Origin of the sequence: Butyricicoccus sp. OF10-2 (assembly GCF_003481925.1) — a bacterium.
GTDB classification, from domain to species: domain Bacteria; phylum Bacillota; class Clostridia; order Oscillospirales; family Butyricicoccaceae; genus Agathobaculum; species Agathobaculum butyriciproducens.
This window is the reverse complement of record NZ_QUMC01000021.1, coordinates 23,152-42,973: the sequence shown is the minus strand read 5'-3', so window position 1 is coordinate 42,973 and position 19,822 is coordinate 23,152. Positions and strand designations below refer to the sequence as shown.

Here is a 19,822-nt window from a genome sequence, read left to right as displayed (position 1 = left end):
GGATCGGCATAGAATAGCCGCAAAAAGGACATTTTACTTTTACTTTCTCAATGGGTATCACCCGCTTCCCTAAACCGGCGTGCAACGTATTCCTGCATCTGCCGGTCGCGCTCGGCAAGGCTCATTGCGCTTTCTACGCTGCGACTGTTCGTGAGGGCATAGAGTTTCCGCATCTTCTCGTAGAACTTCTTCTGCGCCTTGGGCATTCCCTTGAGGTCTGCCGTGCGGTAGCCCATGATCTTGACCAGCTCGCACTCCTGCGGCAGAGCACGGAACAGCGCACGGAATTTCCACCAGTGCATATTGCTGTCGGTCAGGTCGATGCCGTAGCAGGACAGGAACGCGGCGTAAATGTAGTCCGCATCCTGCTCAAAGCAGTACGCTTTCTTGTGATGCGTGCCGCCGCTTCCCTTGCCCTCTTTCGGGCTGTCCTCGCCGCAGCGATAGAACCACAGCAGCGCATCCAGCGCTGCACCGAGGTCGGCCGGAACGGTCGGGTAGCACAGCTCGAGCGCCGTCCGTACCTTGTCCGTGTCCGACAGATCGGCGTCCTGCATGGCAAGTTCAAACCGCACCCACACATGGAACGCGGTGTGGATGGGACAGCGCCTGCCGCCCACCTCCACACATACCGGCAGCTCCTCGGTCAGAATGTTCACGACGGCAGGCGACGCGGTGCAGCACGGCGGGCAGCACGGTTGGGTGCAGCCGTCCGCGCGGACTGGATCTCCGCAGTCAGCGCGGTCAGCTGCTCACGCTGCTTGGAAACGAGTTCGAGGAACTCCTTGAACGCCTGCAGGCATTCCATCATGTTGGTGCGCTGACCGAACAGCTCCTTGTGGAAGCCGTCACCGAACAGCGTGTCGAAGAACGCGAACACGGTATTGCACTGACGGCGGATACCGTCGGCAAGCGATTCGCCCTCCTTGGGTACAGCGCTCTCGAGCACGGTCTGCACCGCACCCTCGTACACCTCGGCGGTATCTGCATCGTAGATGTCAAAATCGACCTCAATATTGCGGAAAACCATGTTTTACTCCTCCTTAACCTGCTGCGGAATAGGTGTAGCTTGCCGGTGCATCGCCGGACTTCTTCAGCTCGATGTCGATCTCCGAAGATTCACCGGCATCGCCTGCGCCGTCCGAGTTGACGATGATGGAGCACTTGCCCTTCTCGCCCTGACCGTTCAGCAGGCAGAAATAAACGTAGTCGCGGACAACGCTGTTGCCGGTGCCGTACTTAACGGCGTGCGACAGTGCAAAGTCCTGAAAATCATCGCCCACATAGCGGTCACCGGAAACGGCAAAGCTGCGCTGCGTGCCGGTCTTGGTGGTGGACTGGCCTGCGCGGATATACTGCTTGTCCTGCGTTACCGGGTTGAGCTGTGCATCCAGGCCGGATACACCGATCTGCACCACGGCGTAGTCCGCCGCGCTCGCAGCGTTGCCTTCGGCGGAGCAGTCCACCGCAAGGACAAAGTCATCGTTTGTCACGAAGCCCTCAAAGCTCGTGCTCGGCGTGTGATTCTTCATCAGTTCGGAAAGTTTCATTTATCGTTCTCCTTTCTGGAAATAGGACAGGCGGCACTGGATCTGATACCGTGCCGTGTCCGTATCGGGTGCGAAAACATAGCCGGAGGTCGTGACCTCCAGTTTTCGTGCGTTTCGTCCGTCCCCGAGATCGGGGAACGAACGGGTTCGGTTCTGCTTGTCCAGCCACTCGGCAAACTCCTCGAAAAAGCACAGGTTGTCGAGCTGCTGGCGGACAAACTCGCCGTAATAAGTGCGGGTCGCCAGTACGAACAGGAACTGCCGCTGGCTGGATCCGTCCATGTACGCCTTGAGGACCGGCTTTACCGGCACAACGTCCACCGAGTAGGTGGCGGCCTCCGGCGGCAGGAAGTCCACGTTCAGCGTGCCGCCTTTCAGCAGCGGACAGGTTTGCAGGTACTTGCGTACCGCTTCAATGATGCTCATTTGGCTTTGCCTCCTACATAGCTTGCGACGGCCTTTACGACCTCGTCACCTCTGTCGGCCATCATGCGCTTGTCCCAGTCCCTGCCGCGCATCGGTGCGCCGTTGTAGCTGAGCGCACGCCCTGCGCCGACCTTCTTCTCGCCGGACTTCGCCCACGGCGAACCGGAACGTGTGCCGACCATGACCTCACCGACGTACTGGAAGTGTGCGTACGGCCCTCGGTAGGTGATGCTTGAGCCGTCTGGCGCGATGGTATACGCGGTTTTCATATGTGCGCCGGAGCCGCTGCTCATCGGCACATATGGGTCGCACAGCCGCACAACGGTCTGTGCGAGCATTTTCTGGGCGGCGTTGTCGCTGCCGAGGCCGCGTGCCCGCAGAATGGTTTCCGGCTTGATGTCGGTCCTGATACTCAGTTTCATTGTCCCACCACCGCCACATGAGGGATGCCGCCGCGGCGGTTGTCTGCCACAGCCATCACCTTGCGGGCGTGCAGCCGTGCCAGATCGGCAGGACGTTCGAGCGCTGTACCGTCCGGCAGCGTGCCGTGAATGAGGTGATCTCCCACCTCGGGCAGCGGAGCGCCGTCTTTCAGCACAGTCGCCGGAATCCGGACTTTCACGCTGTTCGCATATACCAGACCGGCGTTCTCGGTCTTGACCTGGGTGCGGTCGTACCAGCTCACACCGGATAGCGTGCTCACGGTGTAGCCCTCGCCGTCGTACTTGATGAGCGTGATAACATCGTTGCAGTAGAGCATTACCTCACCCCTCTGTACAGCAGGCCGGTCGAACCGAGGAACAGCGCCGCTGCTTCGTACAGCCTGCGGCCTCGGTCTTTGAGTTGCTGATGCCCGCCACATAGGTAACGGAAACGCCGTCGTTGGTTTCCGAAGCAATACCGCCGCCCTGCTCATTCAGCAGGTAGGCATCCGCCACGGCGCAGAACGCCAGCTTTGCGCGTTCCTCGACGTCAGCGGTCAGCGTACCGGACGTCCGGCCCATGGTCAGCTCGTCCAGATAGGCGGACGACAGCACAGCCATACGGTCAAACTCCGCCTGTTCCATCTTCCCGTGATAGGTTTCGGTATAGAATTTGTAGTCCGCTGTCAGCACAGCGCCCGCCTCCTCTCTTACGGTGCCGGAGTGCCGTCCGGCTCGGTGTGTTTGTCCTTCAGGTGCTTCTCGAGGGATTCCTCGGTCTTGTATACCTTGCCGCAGTGCGGACAGGTGTAGACCGGCTCGTCCTCGAACACCAGACCTACGATCTTACCCATAATGGCCTCCTTACGTTGCCTTGTGGTGCAGGTAGATGCCTGCGACCTTGTTCTTGTACACGTCCGCGATAGCCACCTGACGGTAGCCGAACTTATACGCATCGCCGTCCTGGTTTGCACCCGGCTCGATGATCTTGGGCGCGATGTGCTTGGAGAACTGGATCAGCGCAGGCTTGTGCAGGATCATGAAGTTGATGTCCTTGCCGCCCTCGGCCTTGGCGTAGCCGCCTGCCTCCTCGCCGGTCTTGCCGGACTTCTGCTCAATGGCAGTGTAGAAGCGGCTCTGCGGCACCTTGACCACCTTGGCGAAATTCTGCATGACCTCACGGCTCTTGGTGGTGTCCATATCCTGCACATAGCCGAGCAGCAGCGGCGTGATGTACAGATAGCGCTCGTTTGCGGGCACCTCGTCCTCGTCCATCTTGGTGATGGCGGCACGCAACGCCGCGATAACGGCTGCACCGTCTGCAAGCGATGCACCGGCAGCCACCTTGGAGATGCCGGTCTTGCCCGCATACTGGGCGAAGCGGAACGCATCCTCCTCGGGTGCTACCTTGGTGCGGATGAACTCGCCCGCCAGCTGACCGAACGCGATACCGGCGGTTTCGAGGTTGTCCATGGTATCCACGGTGAACATACGGCCGCGGTCAAAGTTGCACTTGACCGTTTCGTTGGTGAGCGTTACATCGCCCTTGACGTAGCCGTCGTTGCGGGAATAGTCGCCCAGACCCTGCATGGACAGCATCGGGATGATCAGCTCGTTGGCATTCGCGCCCTGGCGTACCAGATCGGCATTGCCGTCCAGATCGGCGGTCAGCGAGGCCAGCTGATAGGTTTCGTCGAGCAGCGGCACAAACTGCTGCGCGAGAGTGATTGCATTAGGCATAAATCATTACTCCTTCTTAGTCGTCAGCCCGAACGCTGCACGCAGCGCATCCGAGCCGGTTGCGGGACCGCCGCCGCTGCCGCCCTTGGTAGCGATCGGGGTCTTGTCGTCGTTCTCCGGCAGAAACGCATTCGGGTCGGTTTCCTGATAGGTCTTGGTGAAATCCTCCAGACCCAGCAGTTTGCCCTCCTGAATCGGCAGCTTCTTCGCGGTCAGGTCGGCCACAAAGGCTTTCCTTGCGCTCTCCGAGGAGAATTTCAGCGCGGCGGTCGCTTCCTTCACGGCAAAGCCATATTCCGCTGCCGCCAGCTGATCCTTGAGCGTCTGGGTGTCCGTGTTATACTTGGATTCCCATTCGTCGGCCTTGGCCTTTACGCCCTCGATGTCCATGTCCTTGTAGGACTTGATGGTGTCATTGGCGGTGGTGAGCTGCTCTTTCAGGCCGTCGCGCTCGGTGGTGAGGGTCGTGATCTGGTTGTTCTTTGCCTCGATGTCGCGGCCGTTCTCGGCCATGATGGCGTCAATGGCGCTCTTGGGCAGCTTTGCGCCCTCGCCCAGATCCAGACCTTCGAGAAATTCGCGTTTCATGCGTTGTCCTTCCTCCGCTACGCTTTTTTACGAGGGTCGCATCCTCCTGCGGTGTGCCCGTTTACGCCCGGCACTGGCGAATTTGGGTATGAAAAAACCGCCTTGTCGGCGGCTTGTTCGCGGTTTTGGGTATAAGAAAACCGCCTTGCTTTCGCTTGGCGGCTTAGGTATTCGGTTCGCTTACGCGGTACCAGCCGCATTTCGCGCACGCGGCATCTGCTTTGTTCAGGTCAAACGGTTCGGGCAGCAGTTCGGCATCCATGTTGTCCTCTCGGACTTCCTGCACCTCATAGCAGCCGCCTGCGCCGCCCCAGCTTATCTCACGCTGAAATAGCGGACAAAAGTGCCTTTCGGCGGGTTCTCGTGCTTTCATTGGTTCTCCTCCAGATAATCGTCGTACTTCTTCCGCCACTTCTGCGGAACAGCGGTAACCAGCTTGTGGTCAAAGTTCAGGACTGCGTAGCCATCCTCCGCCATGAATTTCAAGGTCTGGCGTTCCGGCTGATACAGGGTCAGCTTGGCGCTGTCCACAAAGGACTGTGCGCGTTCTGCCGTCATGTCGGCACGGTCGGTCTTGACCGCACGGTTCTCCACCGCATGAGCGCTTTCGCTCACGATCTTCGGCGCACCGGCAGAAACGATGATCTCCTTTTCGCTGATCCTCTGCTTGTATTCTACACCCTGCTGTTCCAGCAGGTCAATGATTGGTTTCTCTTTCAGGTACTCCCGCAGATTTTCCTCCGGACCGCTGAGTGAGAAATACCGGTTGGCCTTGTGCTGTGCCGAACGAGCCGAACCGCTTGCCTGCGCCGCTGCCTTGCGGCTCCAGCCTGCAATCTGCTCCCGGTCACGCTGGCGTTTCAGTCCGGTCTGCGAGAGGAAATCCTTCTGCACGGTCTGCCACTGGGCGATCTTGACCGCGCTCTCAGTGGTATCCTGTCCGGCGGCTTTCATGGCGATATTCTCGCGCTTCCAGCGCCTCAGCTTGCGCTCAATGCCGCGCTGGGTCTGGAGTGCCTCGTACTCGGTCATTTTCTTGCCGTTATACTCGTAGTCCTTCGCCTTGTAGCTGTCGAGCAGCTTGTCCGAGTAGGTTCTCGGTAGCCCCTCGAAGAACGGGTAGAACGAATGCGAACAGTTCCAGCCGCCAAGCCCCTCGCCGGTGCCGTAGCCGGTCACCTGCACGAAATCCGGGTACTTGCGGCTCTTGCCCGACCGGCTGAACACCTGTCCCTGCCACTCGGCGTGAGATGGTCGTGCGCCGCTGTGCGCGGTGGTTTCCACCAGATCGCAACCGAGTTCGTCGGCTCTGGCCTCCTGCATCTGCAGGCAGGTCTGGTTGACGCCGGTAACGAGCGCACGCCGCACCGCGACCTCAAGCGTGTCAACGTGCCCGCTCGGATAGGTTATCGCGCCGACACCCTGCTGTGCAAGGTGCTTGATGGCGCTCCTGACCGCTGTGTTCGGGTCAAACGCACCGCTCGTCACCTGCATATAGGCGCGGTCGAGCGCGTTCTCGAACTGCCGTGTGGCCGTGTTCGCGGTCGTTCTGGTGAGGTTGCGGAACAGGCCGCCCGTCTTTTGCAGTCCGGCGTTCAGCACCTCCTGCACCGCAGGCGAGAGTTCCGACTTGCCGACCAGACCGGCAGCCTGATAGATCTTCTCATCAGCTGAGAGCGTTTCCACGCCTGCCTCCTGCATGATGGCGGCAATCTCTTTGCGGCTCTTGCCGGTCAGACCGGACAGCTTGGAAATGATGTCCCTGCGGAGTGCGCCCATCTCCTCGAGCCGCTCCATCTGGTACTGCGCGGACGGAATGAACAGGTCAAAGCCGTTGATGCGCCGTGCCATGTCAGCGAGAATGTCCGCCTCGGCCTGTGCGTAGAGTTCCACCACGCTGTCCGGCAGCCGCTGGAGGTATTCCGGCGTGAGCATGGCTTACTCCTCCCCGAACAGCGGCGGCGATGCCGCAGGCATGAACGCCTTGGCCTCGTCCTCCGAGATACCGAAGTACCACGCGAGCAGCTTCTCCGGCGAGAGGTAGCCACTGTCTACCAGTTCCTTGCGACGCATATATTCCTTGTCGGTGTCCTGCAGCACGCCGTCGCCCCAGCTGAAGCTGACCTCGTACTCGCCCATCGGCGCGAGCTTGTACAGGCTGGCGTAAAAGTCCATCACCCAGACAAGGTGCTCGAGCGCGCTCTGCAAGGCTCTCTGCACGTCGCACACGGCGGAATAGGAGCGCTGCTTGCTGCTCCTGATCTCCTCGGCGGTCTTGTCCACAGCCTGTGGGTCGGACAGCGTGCCGTAAGCGAGGTTGCAGTTGAACTCGATGCGCTTGAGCAGCTTGTCCAGTCCGTTGAACAGCGAGGTGTCGCGGATGGCCGGATTGAACACCTTGTACAGATCGCCGCTCTGTCCCTGGTCGATCGCGAGTTCTCGGAACAGGCGCTTGCTGCGCGGCGGCAGCGTTGCCGGTCTGCCGTCCGGACCGCTTACCTGCAAGGCACCCTGACTGGCGTCGATGGCAAGCTCACTGCCCTCGTACTCCCACAGGATGCGGCTGTACTGCCGGTCGGCTTCGCGGATCAGCCCGACGGCGCGGCTGTACACCGACACACCGAGCGGGCTTTCCGGGTCAACCGTGTTGCTGAACGGCAGCCGGAAGTACGCGAACAGCACACCCTCGGGCGCGGTGCCGTCCTTGTAGCGGATGGTCAGCTCGGGTTCGAGGTCTGCCCATTCATCGACGGCGGCAAGGCTGCACGGATTGCCGAGCGTGCCCTGCGACAGCGACGAGTAAGCCAGATTGCGGATGGTGTAGCCGTCGTCGGTCAGCTGGTGGTGCTCCATGCGTGTGTAGTAGGTCTTGCCCTTGGTCACCTGCTCGACGAACACCGCGCCCGTCACCTCACCGCGGCTGTTGAACGCCGTCGGCAGAAAGCGCCACGCCGGAACACAGTCCACAGCAATCCGCTCGCCGTCCACATAGGGTTTGAACACCAGACCGCCGCCTGCGGCCGCTGTTTCGACCTGACTGCGGAGTTCGTTCAGCACCCGCTCGTACTCGCCCTGCAGGTAGTCTGCGCGTGCGCTGCCGGTGATGCTGCTCTCCAGCTCAACGGTCGTCAGGCGGGCAATCTCGCCCGCGATGGCGGCAGGCAGGCCGAGGCTCTGGGTCGTGTCGTCCAGCCACGGCGCACGGTCAATGAACATCATCGCCCACTGGTCAATGGCGGCCTGCATCTCCGTGCTGATGGCCACATCGACCTTGAGCGAGCGTTTTGCATCGTTGATATGCAGCATTTTTGTGAAAACACCTCGAATCCATGTTAAAAATCTTTGTAACATCACTGACCTCGTTTCTTCCAGACAGGTTCCAGTCCGTACCGCACCGCATCAATGTGGTGGTTGTTGGCATCGGGATAGCCTGCCGTGATCTCGCCGTCCGCGCCCCGCTCGTACTCGTACTCGCTGAACTCCTTCCAGGTATCCGGGCACCGCACCGGGTCAATGACGATGCGGCGGAGCGACTGCAGCCACTTGTGCGAGTAGTCCACGCTGCCGGGTCCCTTGATGGCGCCGCGGCAGAACAGGCCGTAGTTCTTGTAGTCCTGCACGGACTTTGGCTCGGCAGAATCCGCCGTGATGCGGTCAGCACCGGTCAGGCCGAACGCGAGCAGCGCATCGGCGGTTGCGCGGTTGCCCTGCTTATACCGGGTCAGCTCCCCGAAGATGTACAGCGTGCGGCGTGCGGCATCGTAGTGCATCCGGTTGAATGCCCACGGGTCCGGGTAGAAGCCCCAGTCCACGCCGTTGTAGATGCGGTCGAAGCGGCTGATCTCCTCGTCGGTGATGCGGCGGCTTTGCAGGTTGTCGAACACCTCCGCGCCCGAGCCGGTCACCTTGCCGAGATACTCATGCTCGTAGGCAGCCGGGTTTGTGTCGCGCAGGTGCTCGGCATCCATGATGAACTGTTCACCAAGCCATGCACGCGGCACGGTCAGATAGGTGCTGTGGTGATTGACCAGGTCGGATCTGTTCCAGTTTGCCGGGTTATTCACCCAATTCCTCTGAGATTTGGGCGGGTTGTAGGAAAAGAACACGGTGAATTGTTCGCCGCCACGCACAACGGACTGCCGCACACTGCGGATTTTCTCCGGGTTCTCAAACTCATCCAGCTCCTCAAACCACAGGTACTTGATATAGCCTTTGGAGACCTTGATGGACTTGGCCTTTTTGACCTTATCAGCGCCCCGGAACAGGATGACCTGCCCGGTGGGGATGTATGTGAGCCGCAGCGGGCTCACCGTTTCCTTCCACAGGTGAGCCACGCCCAGCTTGTTGATCGCCCATAGCAGCTGCTCAAAAACGCTGTCATGCAGCTGCTCCTTGTAGCGGCGGAACGCCACCGCATTGGTGATCTTGCCTGCCTGAGCATCCCTCATCATGTCAAGAATAATCTCCGTACCAACGAACGAAGACTTTGCGGAACCTCGTCCACCGTCCAGCTTGTAGTAGGTGTGCCCGCCTGCGGCGATGTCGCGGTGCACCTCGTAGAACGACGGCGCGATGACGTCGGTCAGCTTAACCTGTTCCGCTGTCGGGAATGTCGTCAACGATCTGCACCCCCATATCTCCGGTCAGGTGCACGTTGTCGGTGAACATACCGAGGTGCTTGCCGAGCAGCTCGAGTGCTTTGAGCTTGTCCGCCATGCGGATCTCGCGCTCGATGCCCATGCCGGCATCGGTCGGGATCTGCTTGACCTTGACCGAGGCGATGGCTGCCGTGTCCTCAGGCGCAGCGGTTGGTAGCAGCTTCGCGCTCTCAAAGTCCACCACCTCGGCAGCGTTGACGAACGCCACCTTTGCCAGCTCACGAATGACGCGCTCCTGATTGACACCCGTTCGGCGGGACAGCTCCGCCATGGCGGCATCAATGCGCGCGCGGATTTCAGGTTTGTGCAGGTTTTCCGAGCCGATAGACCCGGCGGTTTCCGGGCTGTATCCTGCACGGATGGCCGCCTGCGTGGCACACAGGTCGATGAGGTATTCCTCGACGAACCGTTTCTGTTTGCTTGTCATGGTTTCACTTCCTTTCGGGCACGAAAAAGCACCCTTGTTTCCAAGAGTGCCTTTCCGGAGGTGTTTCCAATGCTATGAAGCAGGAGAAATGCGGGACCTAAGTTTCATTCCCGCTGAACTTCATGATACCAGTATAGCATGACTTAGTGGGACATTAAAGGACATCCTGCTCGGCAAGGATTCGGCTGACCTCTTTGAGCGCCTGTCCGTGCCGCCGTGTCACCTGCCTGCGGGAATAGTTCAGACAGACGGCGATAACCTCCCACTTCTCAAAATTCATGTACCGCCGTACCAGCAGCGCACGCAGCGACGAATCCGGCACCTGCGCGATAACCGCCGCAATCTCCTGCTTGATGCCCACCAGCTTGTCGATCTGGGCGTCCACCTGCGCGGCAAAGTCGGCGTAGCGGCTCAGGCCGCCATCTGAGGCACCGCCGCCGCCCGGTGCACCGCTCACCGATGCCACGCCCGACACACAGCGGTCATACGCCCGGCGCTTGGCACTCTCCAAAGCCGTAATCTCGCGGTCGAGTGCCCACCCGCGGTTCAGCCAATCTTTTGTTGTCATAATCCTACCTCAACGTGATTCCGTAGTCTTCGAGTTCCTTTTCGAGATCGGCGATCGACACATAGCCCTTGGAAACGCTGTCCGCGAGGTAGTTTACCTCGTCCCAGACCCGCCGGAGCCGTGTGTAGCCGAAGCCCTCCTTATCCCGCAGCGCCGAGAAAAAGATTGCCCATGCTGTTGTTACCGCCTCGTTCTGTGCGGCTTTCTTTGCCTTTTGTACGTCCGCCAGTGTCGCCGGACGCCTGTGCGGATTGACACGCTTTTTCTTCATCGCCATACCTCCATGCTAAATAGCGCCGAACCTTGTCGCTGTATTTAGTCATGCGACGTCACCGTAACCGGAATGATCATCTCCGGCAGGAAATTCACCTCGTAGTGGAACTTGTCCACGTAAGCGCCGCTGACGTCCTCCACAACGTAGATCGTCCAGTCGTTGAGGTACACAAGGTGTTTCTTGTAAACGCCCTGCCCGGTCTCGACAGTCACCTCCAGCTCGTTCTCGCTGTTGTTCGAGATGGCGAAGTTGCCGATCAGCTCAAACACCGGCTTGTCCGTACGCGCGTTGATGACTTCCAGACGGCGCGTGACGTTGAAATTGTCCGCCTCCTTCGAGATGTTGTACGCAACGCGCTCGCTCTCTCTGCAGGCCGACAGACTACACATCATAGCACCGCAGAGCAGTGCCGCCATGATTTTCTTTTTCATTTTTGTTCCTCCATGTATTTTCTCATAATTTGAACCGCTATGCGGCAGGCCTCGTCACAGGCGGCTACCATCTTTTCACGGCCGTGCAGACCGCCGTAGTATTCAATCGTTGCCAGCTCCTCGGCTGTCGTTTCCGGGTCGAGGATGCGGATTGCCTGGTTAATCGTCATGGGTGTCCTCCCTCTCTTTGGCACGCCGTTCCGCTCCATGCAGAATGGCCTGAATGGTATATGCGTCCAGCAGTGTTATAACCGGAATGGTCTTCCTACATAGTTTCAGCAGGTTTTTCGCCGTTTTCTTATCTACCGGACCACTGAAATCGTTCATTTCTTGTCCTCCTCCCGAATCGTTCGCGTCAGTTCCTCGTGCAGCTCACGGAATTTCCCGTCCCAGAAGTTGACCCGATGCAGCACAATGAAGAACAGAACCAGCCACAGGATACAGTCCAGATTGACCAACAAATCAGTGATTGTCATTCCTGCACCCCCGGCAACTGCGGTAGCAGCCGCCAGAACAGCACATCGGCTCCGGCTTTCAGGCCGCCGACAAAATAGGGCTGCTCGTCCCAAGTCCGCAGCGTTTCCACTCGGGCGCGCCCCCATTTGTTGTACGTCAGCACCGGCACACCACGCTCCGGCAGGCGCTCCTTGATATTGATCCAACCGTTCTGCTCGATCAGCTGGTTCACTGCCTCTCGGATCAGGGCACAGCCATGCACGCCGCAGTTGTGCTCATGCCCGCAGCCCAGGCACGCCAGAGAGCCAGTCTGCACTTTCAGCCGTCCAAGGGCTTTGATCAGTTCGTCGGTTCTCATACGTTTCTGCCTCCCAATTCTTTTAACCGTGTCATCGGACACCGCTCGCACTTGTCCACCAGCGCCTCATAGTCCAGTTCAAAAGGAAACTTACAATACTCATCGCAGATCTCACCCGCGAGCTTGTTCACTGCCTGCACCCAGCAGGACGGGTGGAACACCGGTGCAGCCTTAACCGGCTCCCCGCAGAATTTACACTTCGCCATGGTTCTCCTCCTCAAAACATCGTTTCAACTTCCCCGACGATCTTCTTCACCTCGGGGTTCTCGCTCTGCCGCAGCAGCTTCATTGCCGTACCGGCACGCAGCCACTCGGCCTCCTGCGCGAGGTTACGCTCGTAATCTTTTTTCAGCTCCTGCTTATACGCCACGCCCTCGTCACGGGTCAGGCCGCCGTGAAAGTGCAGCTCATACAGCAGCCGCAGCGCCAGCCAGATCATGCGCTCGGCGGGTGTCAGACCGTCCGGCTCGGGTTTGCGGTCGTATGCCCGCTGGTTCATCTCCTCAAAGTCCATATCAGCCCTCCACCGGCTCGATGTGAATCCAGATGCCGGGCATGTCCGCCCAGAATTTCTCCGTGATCTCCGAGCACACCAGCGCATCGTCCGTCCAGAAGTGCTCGGCGGTCATGCAGTCCTTGAGCAGCTTCTGCAGGTTGTCCGTATCCGGCTTTGTCGTGCGGTAGCTGCCGTTCGGGTGCTTTCCTCGCGGGAACAGCCACTTCACTACGAGCCGCACGCCGCCTGTATACGGCTGTTCCGGCCGGTGCTGCCCGAGGTACGCGCACAGCTTTGCGCGGGCGGCGGCGAGCGCCTGCGGCTCGTAGAACTGCGGCTTGCCATGCACCACGCGCACCTGCTTCTCCTGTGCCGTACACGTCGGCGGGCGCATCGCCATGAAAAACTGCGTTACCATTTTCTTCTTCTCTCCTCTCGCGCGACGGGTCCAGTCGTGTGTGCGCTCTCCAACCATTTGTGAGGGGCGCCTTCCAAGCCCCCTCACATGGTGAGTGCGTTCACACACTGACCCACCTGGTTGTGTCACTTGTGACATTGTCAAAAATATATACGTAGTATATATATGGTCGTGTCGTCACTCTCGACATGACCATAATTTCAGGTCGTGTCGCAGGTTATGTCACTAACGACATGACCTGAACCGTAAGGTCGTGTCACAGGTTGTGTCGCAAGCGTCATAACCTTAACTTTCAGGTCATGTCGCAGGTCGTGTCATTCAAAATTTTTCCACTATTCTTATCCAGCGAATAACCATAATCCTTAATCCAACGGTAGACGGTTCTCGAAGTCGGCTTCTGCACCTCTCCGTTCTCATCCTGCTCGGTGTAGTATTCGATAACGTCCTGCACGGTCGGTGCATCCCCGCCCAGACACAGCGCGTTGTACGCCGTGTCGAACGCTTCCTTCTTGCTCTGCTTCGCCTGCTTCGCCTTGCCCTTGCGGGCCTTTGCACCGCGCTGCCATGCCGGAGCAGCCTCATCCGGATTGATGTCCTGCAATGCGCCGTTGCCGTCCGGCCGATGCACCGGAAACTCGAACCACAGGTTGACCGGCGGGAACTTCGGGAACTCGCGCAGCGTGCCCTCGATGCGCCACGCCGTCCGTGCCTGCACCTCTTTTCTCGTGTCCGCGATGCGGTCGAGCAGGTGATTGTAGTCCACGCCGGAGAGCAGCCGCTTGCAGGCGTCCATGGCGGCACGCTGGCTGCACAGGTCGTCCTGCGATACCTCGTCGCTCTTGTCTGCCGCCTCGAGCGCCGCGCCGCACACACGGCAGACGGCGTTGTTCTCCATCTGCACGCGCAGGTCGTCCGACACCTCCAGTTCGATGAGGTCGAGCAGCGCATCCGGGTCACGGGCAAACACGCCCGAGCCGCTCGCGCGGTCCATCGAGCGCTTGCCGCCCTGTGCACCCTTGGAATGGTGGTGGCAGTAGATGGTCGCGCAGCCGAGTTCGGTGCACACCTTGTCAAACTGGTTGCAGAAGTTCGCCATCTGGTCGGCGGAGTTCTCGTCACCGGTGATGACCTTGTAAATAGGGTCGATGATGACCGCGATGTAGTCCTTCTTGACCGCTCGGCGAATGAGTTTCGGCGTGAGCCTGTCCATCGGCACGGACTTGCCGCGCAGGTTCCAGATGTCGATGTTGCCGAGGTGCTCAGGCTTCCAGCCGAGACAGCTGTACACATCCTTAAAACGGTGCAGGCAGGAAGCGCGGTCAAGCTCGAGGTTGACGTACAGCACTCTGCCCTGTGCACAGTCAAAGCCGAGCCAGCTTTTGCCCTCGGCGATTGCGATGGTCAGCTCGATCAGCGCGAACGACTTGCCCGCCTTGGACGGTCCGGCCAGCAGCATCTTGTGCCCCTGCCGGAGCACGCCGCTGATGAGTGCCGGTGCCAGCGGCGGCATTTCGTCCCAGACAGCGCTCATGCTCTCCGGATCGGGTAAATCGTCCGTTGCGCTCTCAATGAACTCGCGCCACTCGGCAAAGTCCGTCTTGCCGATGTTGGTGTCGATGAGGAACTGCTTGTGTCCCTTTCGCAGCACGCCCGGCATACGCGACAGGCGCGACGGATTGCGGTTCTGCTGGTCGAGTTCCAGACCGTTCTTACGGCAGACCGTGTACAGGTATTCGACCCGCTTGCGGTACTCTGGGTAGTCGGGTGCATCAATGTGTACAATGGCGTGCACGCTCTTGCCGCCCGAGTGCACCAGACACGCCACCGGTAGTTCCAGCTCACGGATGAGTGCGTTCTGGCGGTCGATGTCCATGCCGTCGCATTCGACGAGCGCGTAGCGGAACGCGGTGACGTTCTCGTTGCGGATGCCCTTGCCGTCGAGCGGGTTGAAGCGGATCCACGCGCCGACCGCCGGGTCGTAGTCACCGAGCACGCTGCCGATGTCGTCGCCGCAGGCAGAGAGCGCCTGCACCAGCTGACCGGCGGTTCGTGCCCAGTCGCCCTTGGTCGGCATGGCCTTGCCGTCCTCGTTCGAGAACGAGCGGGTGACGTAGCCGACGTGCTCCTCGCTGTCGAACAGCGTTTCGAGGTAGGTGATGAGCTGCTGCGCCGGATGCCACTCGGCGGGTTCGGCAATCTCCTGCGCCTCGACCCAGTGCGGGTCAATCACGCGGTAGGGTTCGTTCCCGCCGATCTCATCGTCCCAGCCGAGTTCACAGTCGCCGCCGTTCGGCTGCCAGCCGCCGCGCTGCGCCATCTGCACGATGGTTCCCGCCGTGATGGGCGTGTCCGTACCGCGAAAGCTGTCCCACTTGCGGGCGCACTCGCCGGTGCGGTAGCGCCCGCCGTCCCGTCTTGACCAGTCCTCCCACAGACCGACGGGATAGCCTGCTTCTTTCAGTCCCATGCCGACGCCGACCCACTCGCTGTACGAGAGTTCTCTCGGGTCGATGTAGTCCAGCGCCTGCCGGAGATCGAGTTCGTCCTGCTTCATTTATCCTCCATTATCCCATGTAGGTTTTCGGGTCGATGCCGCGCGGAATGCGCCAGCCGTTGGCGGCAATGCGGTCGATGAGCTGCTTTGCCTGCTCAAACTGCCAGGTGCCGACGTGCGTAAAGCCCTTGCCCTCCAGAAAGCGAATCTGCTTGGGCGTTGTCAGACCCTCGGTGCGGCGTGCCGCCAGACGGTCGAGCAGCTTTGCCGCCTTGCCCGCGCATTCGATCTCATCCGGGCGGATGCCCCACTTTTCCAGTGCGCCGAGCTGCTTTTCACTCGGCGGCGCGATCTCCCAGCCGAATGCGGGCGTGTAGCCAGCTAAATCCTCTGCCTGAATGGACAGCTCAAACTGTAACGGGTCCACCAGACGGCGCTTGCGGCTTTTCATCTCCGCCAGCTGCTTGGCGAGGGATTCCTCGCGCTGCTGTACGACGTCACTCTCGGCCTGCTCGGCGGCTTCGAGGATGTCCACCGGACCGCCCTGCTCGGCTGCGCTCTCGGTCATGCTCTCGGCCACCTCGGCGGTTTCGCAGACCAGATGCGCCGGTCTGCAAAGCTCGTGCCGCTCGGTGTGCCACAGGAAATCCAGCAGCAGCAGGTCGGTCTTGCCGGGAAACAGGCGCGTGCCGCGGCCTACCATCTGGCTGTACAGGCTGCGTACCTTGGTCGGGCGCAGCACCACAACACAGTTGACGCTCGGGCAGTCCCAGCCCTCGGTGAGCAGCATACTGTTGCACAGCACGTTGTACTCGCCGCGGTCGAATGCCGCAAGGATTTCCGCGCGGTCGGGCGATTCGCCGTTCACTTCTGCCGCACGGAAGCCGCGCGAAACCAGAATGTCGCGGAATTTCTGGCTGGTCTTGACCAGCGGCAGGAACACAACGGTCTTGCGGTCGGCACAGGTCTTTGCCATCTCGTCTGCGATCTGGTAGAGGTACGGGTCGAGCGCACTGTCGAGGTCACCCGGCTTAAAGTCGCCGGACTGCACGCCGACACCGCTTAAATCCATCTTGAGCGGCACGGTCAGCGCCTTAATGGGCACAAGGTAGCCCTCGCGGATAGCCTTGGTCAGCGAATACTCATACGCCAGCGACTGGAACACGCTGCCGAGGTTTCGCATATCGCCTCGGTCGGGCGTTGCGGTCACGCCGAGCACCTTTGCGCTGTCGAAGTGATTCAGGATACGTCCGTAGCTGTCGGATACCGCGTGATGCGCTTCGTCGATGATAATGGTGCCGAAGTAGTCCCGCGGGAACGCCGCTAAGCGCTTGGGGCGCATGAGGGTCTGCACCGAGCCGACCGCCACGCGCAGCCAGCTGCCCAGACAGCTTTGCTCGGCTTTCTCGGTCGCACAGGAAAGTCCGGTCGCGGTGTGCAGCTTGTCGGCGGCCTGATCGAGCAGCTCACCGCGGTGCGCGAGGATGAGCACGCGGTCGCCCTGCCGCACCCTGTCCTCGGCAATCTTCGCAAAAATGACAGTCTTTCCGCAGCCGGTGGGAATAGAAAGCAGGGTGCTGTCGTCACCCTGCTCCCAGCGGTTCTCGACCGCTTCACGCGCCGCCTGCTGATACGGTCGCAGTTCCATATTAGAATGCTCCCGGCGTAAAGCCGCCCGCCTGCTGCATGGACGGCGCACCCAGCGGGTCGAGGAACTCGTCCAGATCGTTGGTTTCGCGGTCTGCGCCGGTCTTGTCCTTGTAAGTACGCTTGGTGATGCGGCAGCGGCCGGTCTTGCCGGTGACAGCCGCCCAGTTCATCCGCAGCTTTTCGCCGTGCTGGCGCAGGCCGATGGACGTGAAGAACTGGCACAGCTTCCACTCAAAGCGCTTGAGAAGAAACAGGTTGACGTTCATCTCGCTCTCGCCGTCCGGCGCATCCACGCGCAGGTGCAGGATCGCCTGATTGCACGGCGCGACCTTTTCGCTGCCGGCGTAGCGGGCACGCTCAAAGCCCAAAACGGTAAACGGGTACTCGCCCGGCTCGAGCACACGGCGCGGACTGCCCTCGTTTTCGATCTCGTCTTCCCAGCCGAGTTCCTGATCCAGAATGTTGTCGTTCATAATGATTGTCCTCCTTGATTAAAACGGAATGTCTTTGCGTTCTTTCAGAATGACCTGATAGAGCTGATCCCACGCACCGATCAGGCAGCCGTTTACGAAATCCGCCGGATAGTCGGTGATCTCCATGCCGAGCGGGAAATATCCCTTGGCGGAAACGGCGGTCTGAATGTCGGTCGCGGTGACGTTGTTGGCCTGCATCAGGTCGCGCAGCGCCTGCGGGATACCTGCCGGAATGTCCGGCACGGTGCCGTCCGGTTTCGCCGGTTCGCTTACTGCCGCCTGTGCGGGTGCATCGGAAACGTCCTTACACTTATCCGGCGTTTCGTCCGCAGAATTGACCGCTAACGGTTCATTCGGTTCAGTAATTGACCGAATATTTTTTTCGTCCCCGATGATATGGGCGATTCCGGCATAATCGAACGGCATCTCGCCGGGCAGGCCGAAGCGGTTCTTCGCATCCCAGCACGGGTGATGGGTGGTGTACATCCGGCGCTCGCCGCCCTGTCCCTTGGTCTTGCCGTTCTCCGTCTTGACGGCGAACGTCTTGTAGTTGGCGAACAGCACCATGTCCGCCCACTCCTTGACGAGCGGCGCGGTCTTGGCGGACAGCTTCATCTCCCAGCGGTCGTATGCGCCGAGCTCGTCCGGCTGCTCAAATTTCCGCATCTTGGCGTGCGCCGTCACGACTACGTTCACGCCGCGCTCGACCAGCTCGTTCAGCGTATTCAGCAGGGCGCCGAACTCCTCCATCAGATAGGTGTAGCCCTTGCCGTAGCCGAACTCCTCGATACTCTTTTTCTGGTTCTTGTCGCAGACGTAGCGGCTGCACAGCAGCTCCGCCCAGTCCATCGTGTCGATGATGAGCGTGCCGCACAGGCTCGGGTCGGCAATGCACTCTTTGACCAGACCGAGCAGCATGACCCAGCTGGTCGGCTTAGGCGTGCGGGCGACGTCCATGTGCTTGGTGCCGCCCTCGGTGTCGATGAACAGCGGATTCGGGAACTGTGCGGCAAACGTAGACTTGCCGATGCCCTCCGGACCGTACACGACAACCTTGAGCGCGGTCTTCTGTTTTCCGCGGATGATCTGCATTAAAATGCACCTGCTTTCCATGTACTCTGCGGCTCGTCAGGTAAAGGCTGTTCCTCGCCCTGCACATAGCCGTCCTCGATGATGATGGAGCACTCGTCACCGGTCGAAACGCGCGTTGCGATGGCCTGTAAGCCCTCGCTTTCCAGCCACGCGCCGAACTCACGCAGCGTGCCGAGGTCCATCTGCTCCAGCTTGTCCAGCAGTACGAAGCCGCACTGCGGTTTCAGACAGCGCACAATGGCGGTCGCCACCCGCAGCTGCTCGCTGCCGGACATATTATCCCATTTCTGGCCGTGATAGGTCAGTGCGCCGTCCGCAACACCGAGGCCCTCCATCGGCAGCTTGGCGCCGTCCAGCAGCGCGCGCTTGTCCTCGCGGAGCTGTTCAATTTCGGCGGTCAGGCTGTCATACTGCTGCTGATAGGCGTGTGCATCCTCCTCGGCCTTTTCGCGGTTGAGGTTGTCGCGCACCTTGGCGTTGATGGTTTCGATGTCGGCAATGCTGCGCTCCAGCTCCTCAGTGCTCTCGTCCACAAGCTGCTCGGCGGTCTTGCGGGCGGTGGCAAGGTCAGCCATCTTAGCGATGAGTTCGTCCTCGGCGGTTTGCAGCTGACGGTGCAGCTCATCCACACGCGCGGTGAGGGTGCTCACCTGCTGATCGAGCAGGCTTGCCATCGCTCGCTTGCTCTGGTTCTCACCGTTGCGGGCAAGGATTGCCTGCTGCTGACGGATGAGGTCACTTGCGGAGATGAGTTCGTCCGGTGCATCCGGCCAGTACGGCTGCTCTTTCGCGTACTTTGCTTTCTGGTCGGCAATGCGGCCAATGGCAAGGCGCTCGTTGTACTGCTCCTGCTCTTTGCGTTCCAGTGCGGCAAGCTGTTCGCCCACACCGATGATGCGGAGCAGCGTGTCCGCCTTTTCACGGTCGCTCGCCTGCATAAAGCGCGGCAGATCGAGTGCCAGCTGCTCGATAAAGGCATTGAGAAGCTGCTGTCCGGCCTTGCTGCCCGACGGGTCGATGACCTTGAGGTCGCTGTTCTTGCCGCGGCGCTCGACGATCAGGCCGTTGGACAGCGTGACCTTGATGTGCGGCGGGATCGTGCTGCCCTTACGGTTAGCCATGGACGGACGGAAGCGATCGCCGCCGAGCGCCCACGCAATCGTGTCCAGCAGCGAGGTCTTGCCCTGGTTGTTGTTCCCGCCGATGATGGTCAGGCCGGTTTCGCTCGGATGCAGCTGCACCGCACGCACGCGTTTGACGTTCTCGGCCTCGAGCGAGGTGATCTTGATGGGGTCGGTCAT

General features: G+C 60.3%; 30 protein-coding genes. All 30 read right to left on the bottom strand.

The annotated features are described in order from the left end of the window. Nucleotides 1-47: 47 nt before the first annotated feature. Nucleotides 48-659, bottom strand: coding sequence for a bacteriophage Gp15 family protein (locus tag DXB00_RS11335; protein WP_119214942.1), 612 nt, complete (start codon nucleotides 657-659; stop codon nucleotides 48-50). Continuing rightward, nucleotides 656-1,030 (bottom strand): DUF6673 family protein, encoded by a 375-nt coding sequence (locus DXB00_RS11330; RefSeq protein WP_119214941.1) that lies wholly within the window; start codon nucleotides 1,028-1,030, stop codon nucleotides 656-658. The genes DXB00_RS11335 and DXB00_RS11330 overlap by 4 nt, the downstream gene beginning before the upstream one ends. A gap of 13 nt (nucleotides 1,031-1,043) precedes the next feature. Beyond that, entirely contained in the window at nucleotides 1,044-1,550 is a 507-nt protein-coding gene (locus DXB00_RS11325) for a phage tail tube protein (RefSeq protein WP_118730168.1), read from the bottom strand. Further along, complete coding sequence (locus tag DXB00_RS11320; protein ID WP_118730169.1) at nucleotides 1,551-1,976, bottom strand: hypothetical protein; 426 nt, start codon at nucleotides 1,974-1,976, stop codon at nucleotides 1,551-1,553. After that, nucleotides 1,973-2,398: a minor capsid protein gene (locus DXB00_RS11315; RefSeq protein WP_118730170.1), complete on the bottom strand. Its 426-nt coding sequence runs from the start codon at nucleotides 2,396-2,398 to the stop codon at nucleotides 1,973-1,975. The genes DXB00_RS11320 and DXB00_RS11315 overlap by 4 nt, the downstream gene beginning before the upstream one ends. Next, nucleotides 2,395-2,736, bottom strand: coding sequence for a DUF6751 family protein (locus tag DXB00_RS11310; RefSeq protein ID WP_119214940.1), 342 nt, complete (start codon nucleotides 2,734-2,736; stop codon nucleotides 2,395-2,397). Before DXB00_RS11310 ends, DXB00_RS11315 begins: the two co-directional genes overlap by 4 nt. A gap of 4 nt (nucleotides 2,737-2,740) precedes the next feature. Beyond that, complete coding sequence (locus tag DXB00_RS11305) at nucleotides 2,741-3,091, bottom strand: hypothetical protein (protein ID WP_119214939.1); 351 nt, start codon at nucleotides 3,089-3,091, stop codon at nucleotides 2,741-2,743. Nucleotides 3,092-3,108: 17 nt separating this feature from the next. Continuing rightward, nucleotides 3,109-3,252, bottom strand: a complete 144-nt coding sequence (locus DXB00_RS16450; RefSeq protein ID WP_158578374.1) for a C2H2-type zinc finger protein — start codon at nucleotides 3,250-3,252, stop codon at nucleotides 3,109-3,111. A gap of 10 nt (nucleotides 3,253-3,262) precedes the next feature. Next, complete coding sequence (locus tag DXB00_RS11295; protein WP_119214938.1) at nucleotides 3,263-4,138, bottom strand: hypothetical protein; 876 nt, start codon at nucleotides 4,136-4,138, stop codon at nucleotides 3,263-3,265. A 6-nt stretch (nucleotides 4,139-4,144) separates the two neighbouring features. Next, nucleotides 4,145-4,726: a phage scaffolding protein gene (locus tag DXB00_RS11290; protein WP_119214937.1), complete on the bottom strand. Its 582-nt coding sequence runs from the start codon at nucleotides 4,724-4,726 to the stop codon at nucleotides 4,145-4,147. Between the two features lie 163 nt (nucleotides 4,727-4,889). Continuing rightward, nucleotides 4,890-5,099 (bottom strand): hypothetical protein, encoded by a 210-nt coding sequence (locus DXB00_RS11285; protein ID WP_118730176.1) that lies wholly within the window; start codon nucleotides 5,097-5,099, stop codon nucleotides 4,890-4,892. Further along, nucleotides 5,096-6,661 (bottom strand): phage minor capsid protein, encoded by a 1,566-nt coding sequence (locus DXB00_RS11280; RefSeq protein WP_119214936.1) that lies wholly within the window; start codon nucleotides 6,659-6,661, stop codon nucleotides 5,096-5,098. Before DXB00_RS11280 ends, DXB00_RS11285 begins: the two co-directional genes overlap by 4 nt. A 3-nt stretch (nucleotides 6,662-6,664) precedes the next feature. Continuing rightward, nucleotides 6,665-8,032 (bottom strand): phage capsid protein, encoded by a 1,368-nt coding sequence (locus tag DXB00_RS11275; protein ID WP_243107207.1) that lies wholly within the window; start codon nucleotides 8,030-8,032, stop codon nucleotides 6,665-6,667. 44 nt (nucleotides 8,033-8,076) lie between these two features. After that, entirely contained in the window at nucleotides 8,077-9,345 is a 1,269-nt protein-coding gene (locus DXB00_RS11270; protein WP_119214934.1) for a PBSX family phage terminase large subunit, read from the bottom strand. Further along, the gene (locus DXB00_RS11265) at nucleotides 9,314-9,811 is read right to left on the bottom strand and encodes a terminase small subunit (RefSeq protein ID WP_119214933.1); all 498 of its coding nucleotides are present in this window, start codon (nucleotides 9,809-9,811) and stop codon (nucleotides 9,314-9,316) included. The genes DXB00_RS11270 and DXB00_RS11265 overlap by 32 nt, the downstream gene beginning before the upstream one ends. A gap of 154 nt (nucleotides 9,812-9,965) precedes the next feature. Beyond that, on the bottom strand, nucleotides 9,966-10,379 hold the full coding sequence (locus tag DXB00_RS11260; RefSeq protein WP_119214932.1) for a hypothetical protein: 414 nt from the start codon (nucleotides 10,377-10,379) through the stop codon (nucleotides 9,966-9,968). A gap of 4 nt (nucleotides 10,380-10,383) precedes the next feature. Further along, nucleotides 10,384-10,650, bottom strand: coding sequence for a hypothetical protein (locus tag DXB00_RS11255; RefSeq protein ID WP_118730182.1), 267 nt, complete (start codon nucleotides 10,648-10,650; stop codon nucleotides 10,384-10,386). Between the two features lie 44 nt (nucleotides 10,651-10,694). Then, complete coding sequence (locus tag DXB00_RS11250; protein ID WP_118648008.1) at nucleotides 10,695-11,084, bottom strand: beta-sandwich lipoprotein; 390 nt, start codon at nucleotides 11,082-11,084, stop codon at nucleotides 10,695-10,697. Beyond that, entirely contained in the window at nucleotides 11,081-11,254 is a 174-nt protein-coding gene (locus DXB00_RS16445) for a hypothetical protein (protein WP_158581312.1), read from the bottom strand. Before DXB00_RS16445 ends, DXB00_RS11250 begins: the two co-directional genes overlap by 4 nt. Next, the gene (locus DXB00_RS16440; protein WP_158581311.1) at nucleotides 11,244-11,411 is read right to left on the bottom strand and encodes a hypothetical protein; all 168 of its coding nucleotides are present in this window, start codon (nucleotides 11,409-11,411) and stop codon (nucleotides 11,244-11,246) included. Before DXB00_RS16440 ends, DXB00_RS16445 begins: the two co-directional genes overlap by 11 nt. After that, nucleotides 11,408-11,560 (bottom strand): hypothetical protein, encoded by a 153-nt coding sequence (locus DXB00_RS16435; RefSeq protein WP_158581310.1) that lies wholly within the window; start codon nucleotides 11,558-11,560, stop codon nucleotides 11,408-11,410. Before DXB00_RS16435 ends, DXB00_RS16440 begins: the two co-directional genes overlap by 4 nt. Next, entirely contained in the window at nucleotides 11,557-11,898 is a 342-nt protein-coding gene (locus tag DXB00_RS11245; protein ID WP_119214931.1) for a hypothetical protein, read from the bottom strand. The genes DXB00_RS16435 and DXB00_RS11245 overlap by 4 nt, the downstream gene beginning before the upstream one ends. Further along, complete coding sequence (locus tag DXB00_RS11240) at nucleotides 11,895-12,104, bottom strand: hypothetical protein (RefSeq protein ID WP_119214930.1); 210 nt, start codon at nucleotides 12,102-12,104, stop codon at nucleotides 11,895-11,897. The genes DXB00_RS11245 and DXB00_RS11240 overlap by 4 nt, the downstream gene beginning before the upstream one ends. A gap of 11 nt (nucleotides 12,105-12,115) precedes the next feature. After that, the gene (locus tag DXB00_RS11235) at nucleotides 12,116-12,412 is read right to left on the bottom strand and encodes a hypothetical protein (RefSeq protein WP_119214929.1); all 297 of its coding nucleotides are present in this window, start codon (nucleotides 12,410-12,412) and stop codon (nucleotides 12,116-12,118) included. A gap of 1 nt (nucleotide 12,413) precedes the next feature. Further along, nucleotides 12,414-12,812 carry a RusA family crossover junction endodeoxyribonuclease gene (locus DXB00_RS11230; protein ID WP_119214928.1) on the bottom strand — a complete coding sequence of 133 codons (399 nt, stop codon included), beginning with the start codon at nucleotides 12,810-12,812 and terminating at the stop codon, nucleotides 12,414-12,416. Between the two features lie 292 nt (nucleotides 12,813-13,104). Continuing rightward, nucleotides 13,105-15,366, bottom strand: a complete 2,262-nt coding sequence (locus tag DXB00_RS11225) for an AAA family ATPase (RefSeq protein WP_119214927.1) — start codon at nucleotides 15,364-15,366, stop codon at nucleotides 13,105-13,107. Nucleotides 15,367-15,376: 10 nt separating this feature from the next. Next, nucleotides 15,377-16,954 (bottom strand): DEAD/DEAH box helicase, encoded by a 1,578-nt coding sequence (locus tag DXB00_RS11220; RefSeq protein ID WP_119214926.1) that lies wholly within the window; start codon nucleotides 16,952-16,954, stop codon nucleotides 15,377-15,379. A 1-nt stretch (nucleotide 16,955) separates the two neighbouring features. Then, a complete protein-coding gene (locus DXB00_RS11215; RefSeq protein WP_118722275.1) occupies nucleotides 16,956-17,429 on the bottom strand; it encodes a DUF669 domain-containing protein in 474 nt (157 codons plus the stop codon). 18 nt (nucleotides 17,430-17,447) lie between these two features. Then, on the bottom strand, nucleotides 17,448-18,521 hold the full coding sequence (locus tag DXB00_RS11210; protein ID WP_119214925.1) for an ATP-binding protein: 1,074 nt from the start codon (nucleotides 18,519-18,521) through the stop codon (nucleotides 17,448-17,450). Beyond that, the gene (locus tag DXB00_RS11205; RefSeq protein WP_119214924.1) at nucleotides 18,521-19,822 is read right to left on the bottom strand and encodes an AAA family ATPase; all 1,302 of its coding nucleotides are present in this window, start codon (nucleotides 19,820-19,822) and stop codon (nucleotides 18,521-18,523) included. Before DXB00_RS11205 ends, DXB00_RS11210 begins: the two co-directional genes overlap by 1 nt.

Bases quoted from the DNA above. Each gene is read 5' to 3' on its own strand.
- DXB00_RS11330 (WP_119214941.1), bottom strand. From the start codon at position 1,030: ATGGTTTTCCGCAATATTGAGGTCGATTTTGACATCTACGATGCAGAT.
- DXB00_RS11295 (WP_119214938.1), bottom strand. From the start codon at position 4,138: ATGCCTAATGCAATCACTCTCGCGCAGCAGTTTGTGCCGCTGCTCGAC.
- DXB00_RS11245 (WP_119214931.1), bottom strand. From the start codon at position 11,898: ATGAGAACCGACGAACTGATCAAAGCCCTTGGACGGCTGAAAGTGCAG.
- DXB00_RS11255 (WP_118730182.1), bottom strand. From the start codon at position 10,650: ATGAAGAAAAAGCGTGTCAATCCGCACAGGCGTCCGGCGACACTGGCG.
- DXB00_RS11325 (WP_118730168.1), bottom strand. From the start codon at position 1,550: ATGAAACTTTCCGAACTGATGAAGAATCACACGCCGAGCACGAGCTTT.
- DXB00_RS11250 (WP_118648008.1), bottom strand. From the start codon at position 11,084: ATGAAAAAGAAAATCATGGCGGCACTGCTCTGCGGTGCTATGATGTGT.
- DXB00_RS11275 (WP_243107207.1), bottom strand. From the start codon at position 8,032: ATGCTGCATATCAACGATGCAAAACGCTCGCTCAAGGTCGATGTGGCC.
- DXB00_RS11235 (WP_119214929.1), bottom strand. From the start codon at position 12,412: ATGGACTTTGAGGAGATGAACCAGCGGGCATACGACCGCAAACCCGAG.
- DXB00_RS11265 (WP_119214933.1), bottom strand. From the start codon at position 9,811: ATGACAAGCAAACAGAAACGGTTCGTCGAGGAATACCTCATCGACCTG.
- DXB00_RS11290 (WP_119214937.1), bottom strand. From the start codon at position 4,726: ATGAAACGCGAATTTCTCGAAGGTCTGGATCTGGGCGAGGGCGCAAAG.
- DXB00_RS11215 (WP_118722275.1), bottom strand. From the start codon at position 17,429: ATGAACGACAACATTCTGGATCAGGAACTCGGCTGGGAAGACGAGATC.
- DXB00_RS16450 (WP_158578374.1), bottom strand. From the start codon at position 3,252: ATGGGTAAGATCGTAGGTCTGGTGTTCGAGGACGAGCCGGTCTACACC.
- DXB00_RS11310 (WP_119214940.1), bottom strand. From the start codon at position 2,736: ATGCTCTACTGCAACGATGTTATCACGCTCATCAAGTACGACGGCGAG.
- DXB00_RS11220 (WP_119214926.1), bottom strand. From the start codon at position 16,954: ATGGAACTGCGACCGTATCAGCAGGCGGCGCGTGAAGCGGTCGAGAAC.
- DXB00_RS11260 (WP_119214932.1), bottom strand. From the start codon at position 10,379: ATGACAACAAAAGATTGGCTGAACCGCGGGTGGGCACTCGACCGCGAG.
- DXB00_RS11225 (WP_119214927.1), bottom strand. From the start codon at position 15,366: ATGAAGCAGGACGAACTCGATCTCCGGCAGGCGCTGGACTACATCGAC.
- DXB00_RS11315 (WP_118730170.1), bottom strand. From the start codon at position 2,398: ATGAAACTGAGTATCAGGACCGACATCAAGCCGGAAACCATTCTGCGG.
- DXB00_RS11240 (WP_119214930.1), bottom strand. From the start codon at position 12,104: ATGGCGAAGTGTAAATTCTGCGGGGAGCCGGTTAAGGCTGCACCGGTG.
- DXB00_RS11230 (WP_119214928.1), bottom strand. From the start codon at position 12,812: ATGGTAACGCAGTTTTTCATGGCGATGCGCCCGCCGACGTGTACGGCA.
- DXB00_RS16440 (WP_158581311.1), bottom strand. From the start codon at position 11,411: ATGAACGATTTCAGTGGTCCGGTAGATAAGAAAACGGCGAAAAACCTG.
- DXB00_RS11210 (WP_119214925.1), bottom strand. From the start codon at position 18,521: ATGCAGATCATCCGCGGAAAACAGAAGACCGCGCTCAAGGTTGTCGTG.
- DXB00_RS11280 (WP_119214936.1), bottom strand. From the start codon at position 6,661: ATGCTCACGCCGGAATACCTCCAGCGGCTGCCGGACAGCGTGGTGGAA.
- DXB00_RS16445 (WP_158581312.1), bottom strand. From the start codon at position 11,254: ATGACGATTAACCAGGCAATCCGCATCCTCGACCCGGAAACGACAGCC.
- DXB00_RS11205 (WP_119214924.1), bottom strand. From the start codon at position 19,822: ATGACCGACCCCATCAAGATCACCTCGCTCGAGGCCGAGAACGTCAAA.
- DXB00_RS16435 (WP_158581310.1), bottom strand. From the start codon at position 11,560: ATGACAATCACTGATTTGTTGGTCAATCTGGACTGTATCCTGTGGCTG.
- DXB00_RS11285 (WP_118730176.1), bottom strand. From the start codon at position 5,099: ATGAAAGCACGAGAACCCGCCGAAAGGCACTTTTGTCCGCTATTTCAG.
- DXB00_RS11320 (WP_118730169.1), bottom strand. From the start codon at position 1,976: ATGAGCATCATTGAAGCGGTACGCAAGTACCTGCAAACCTGTCCGCTG.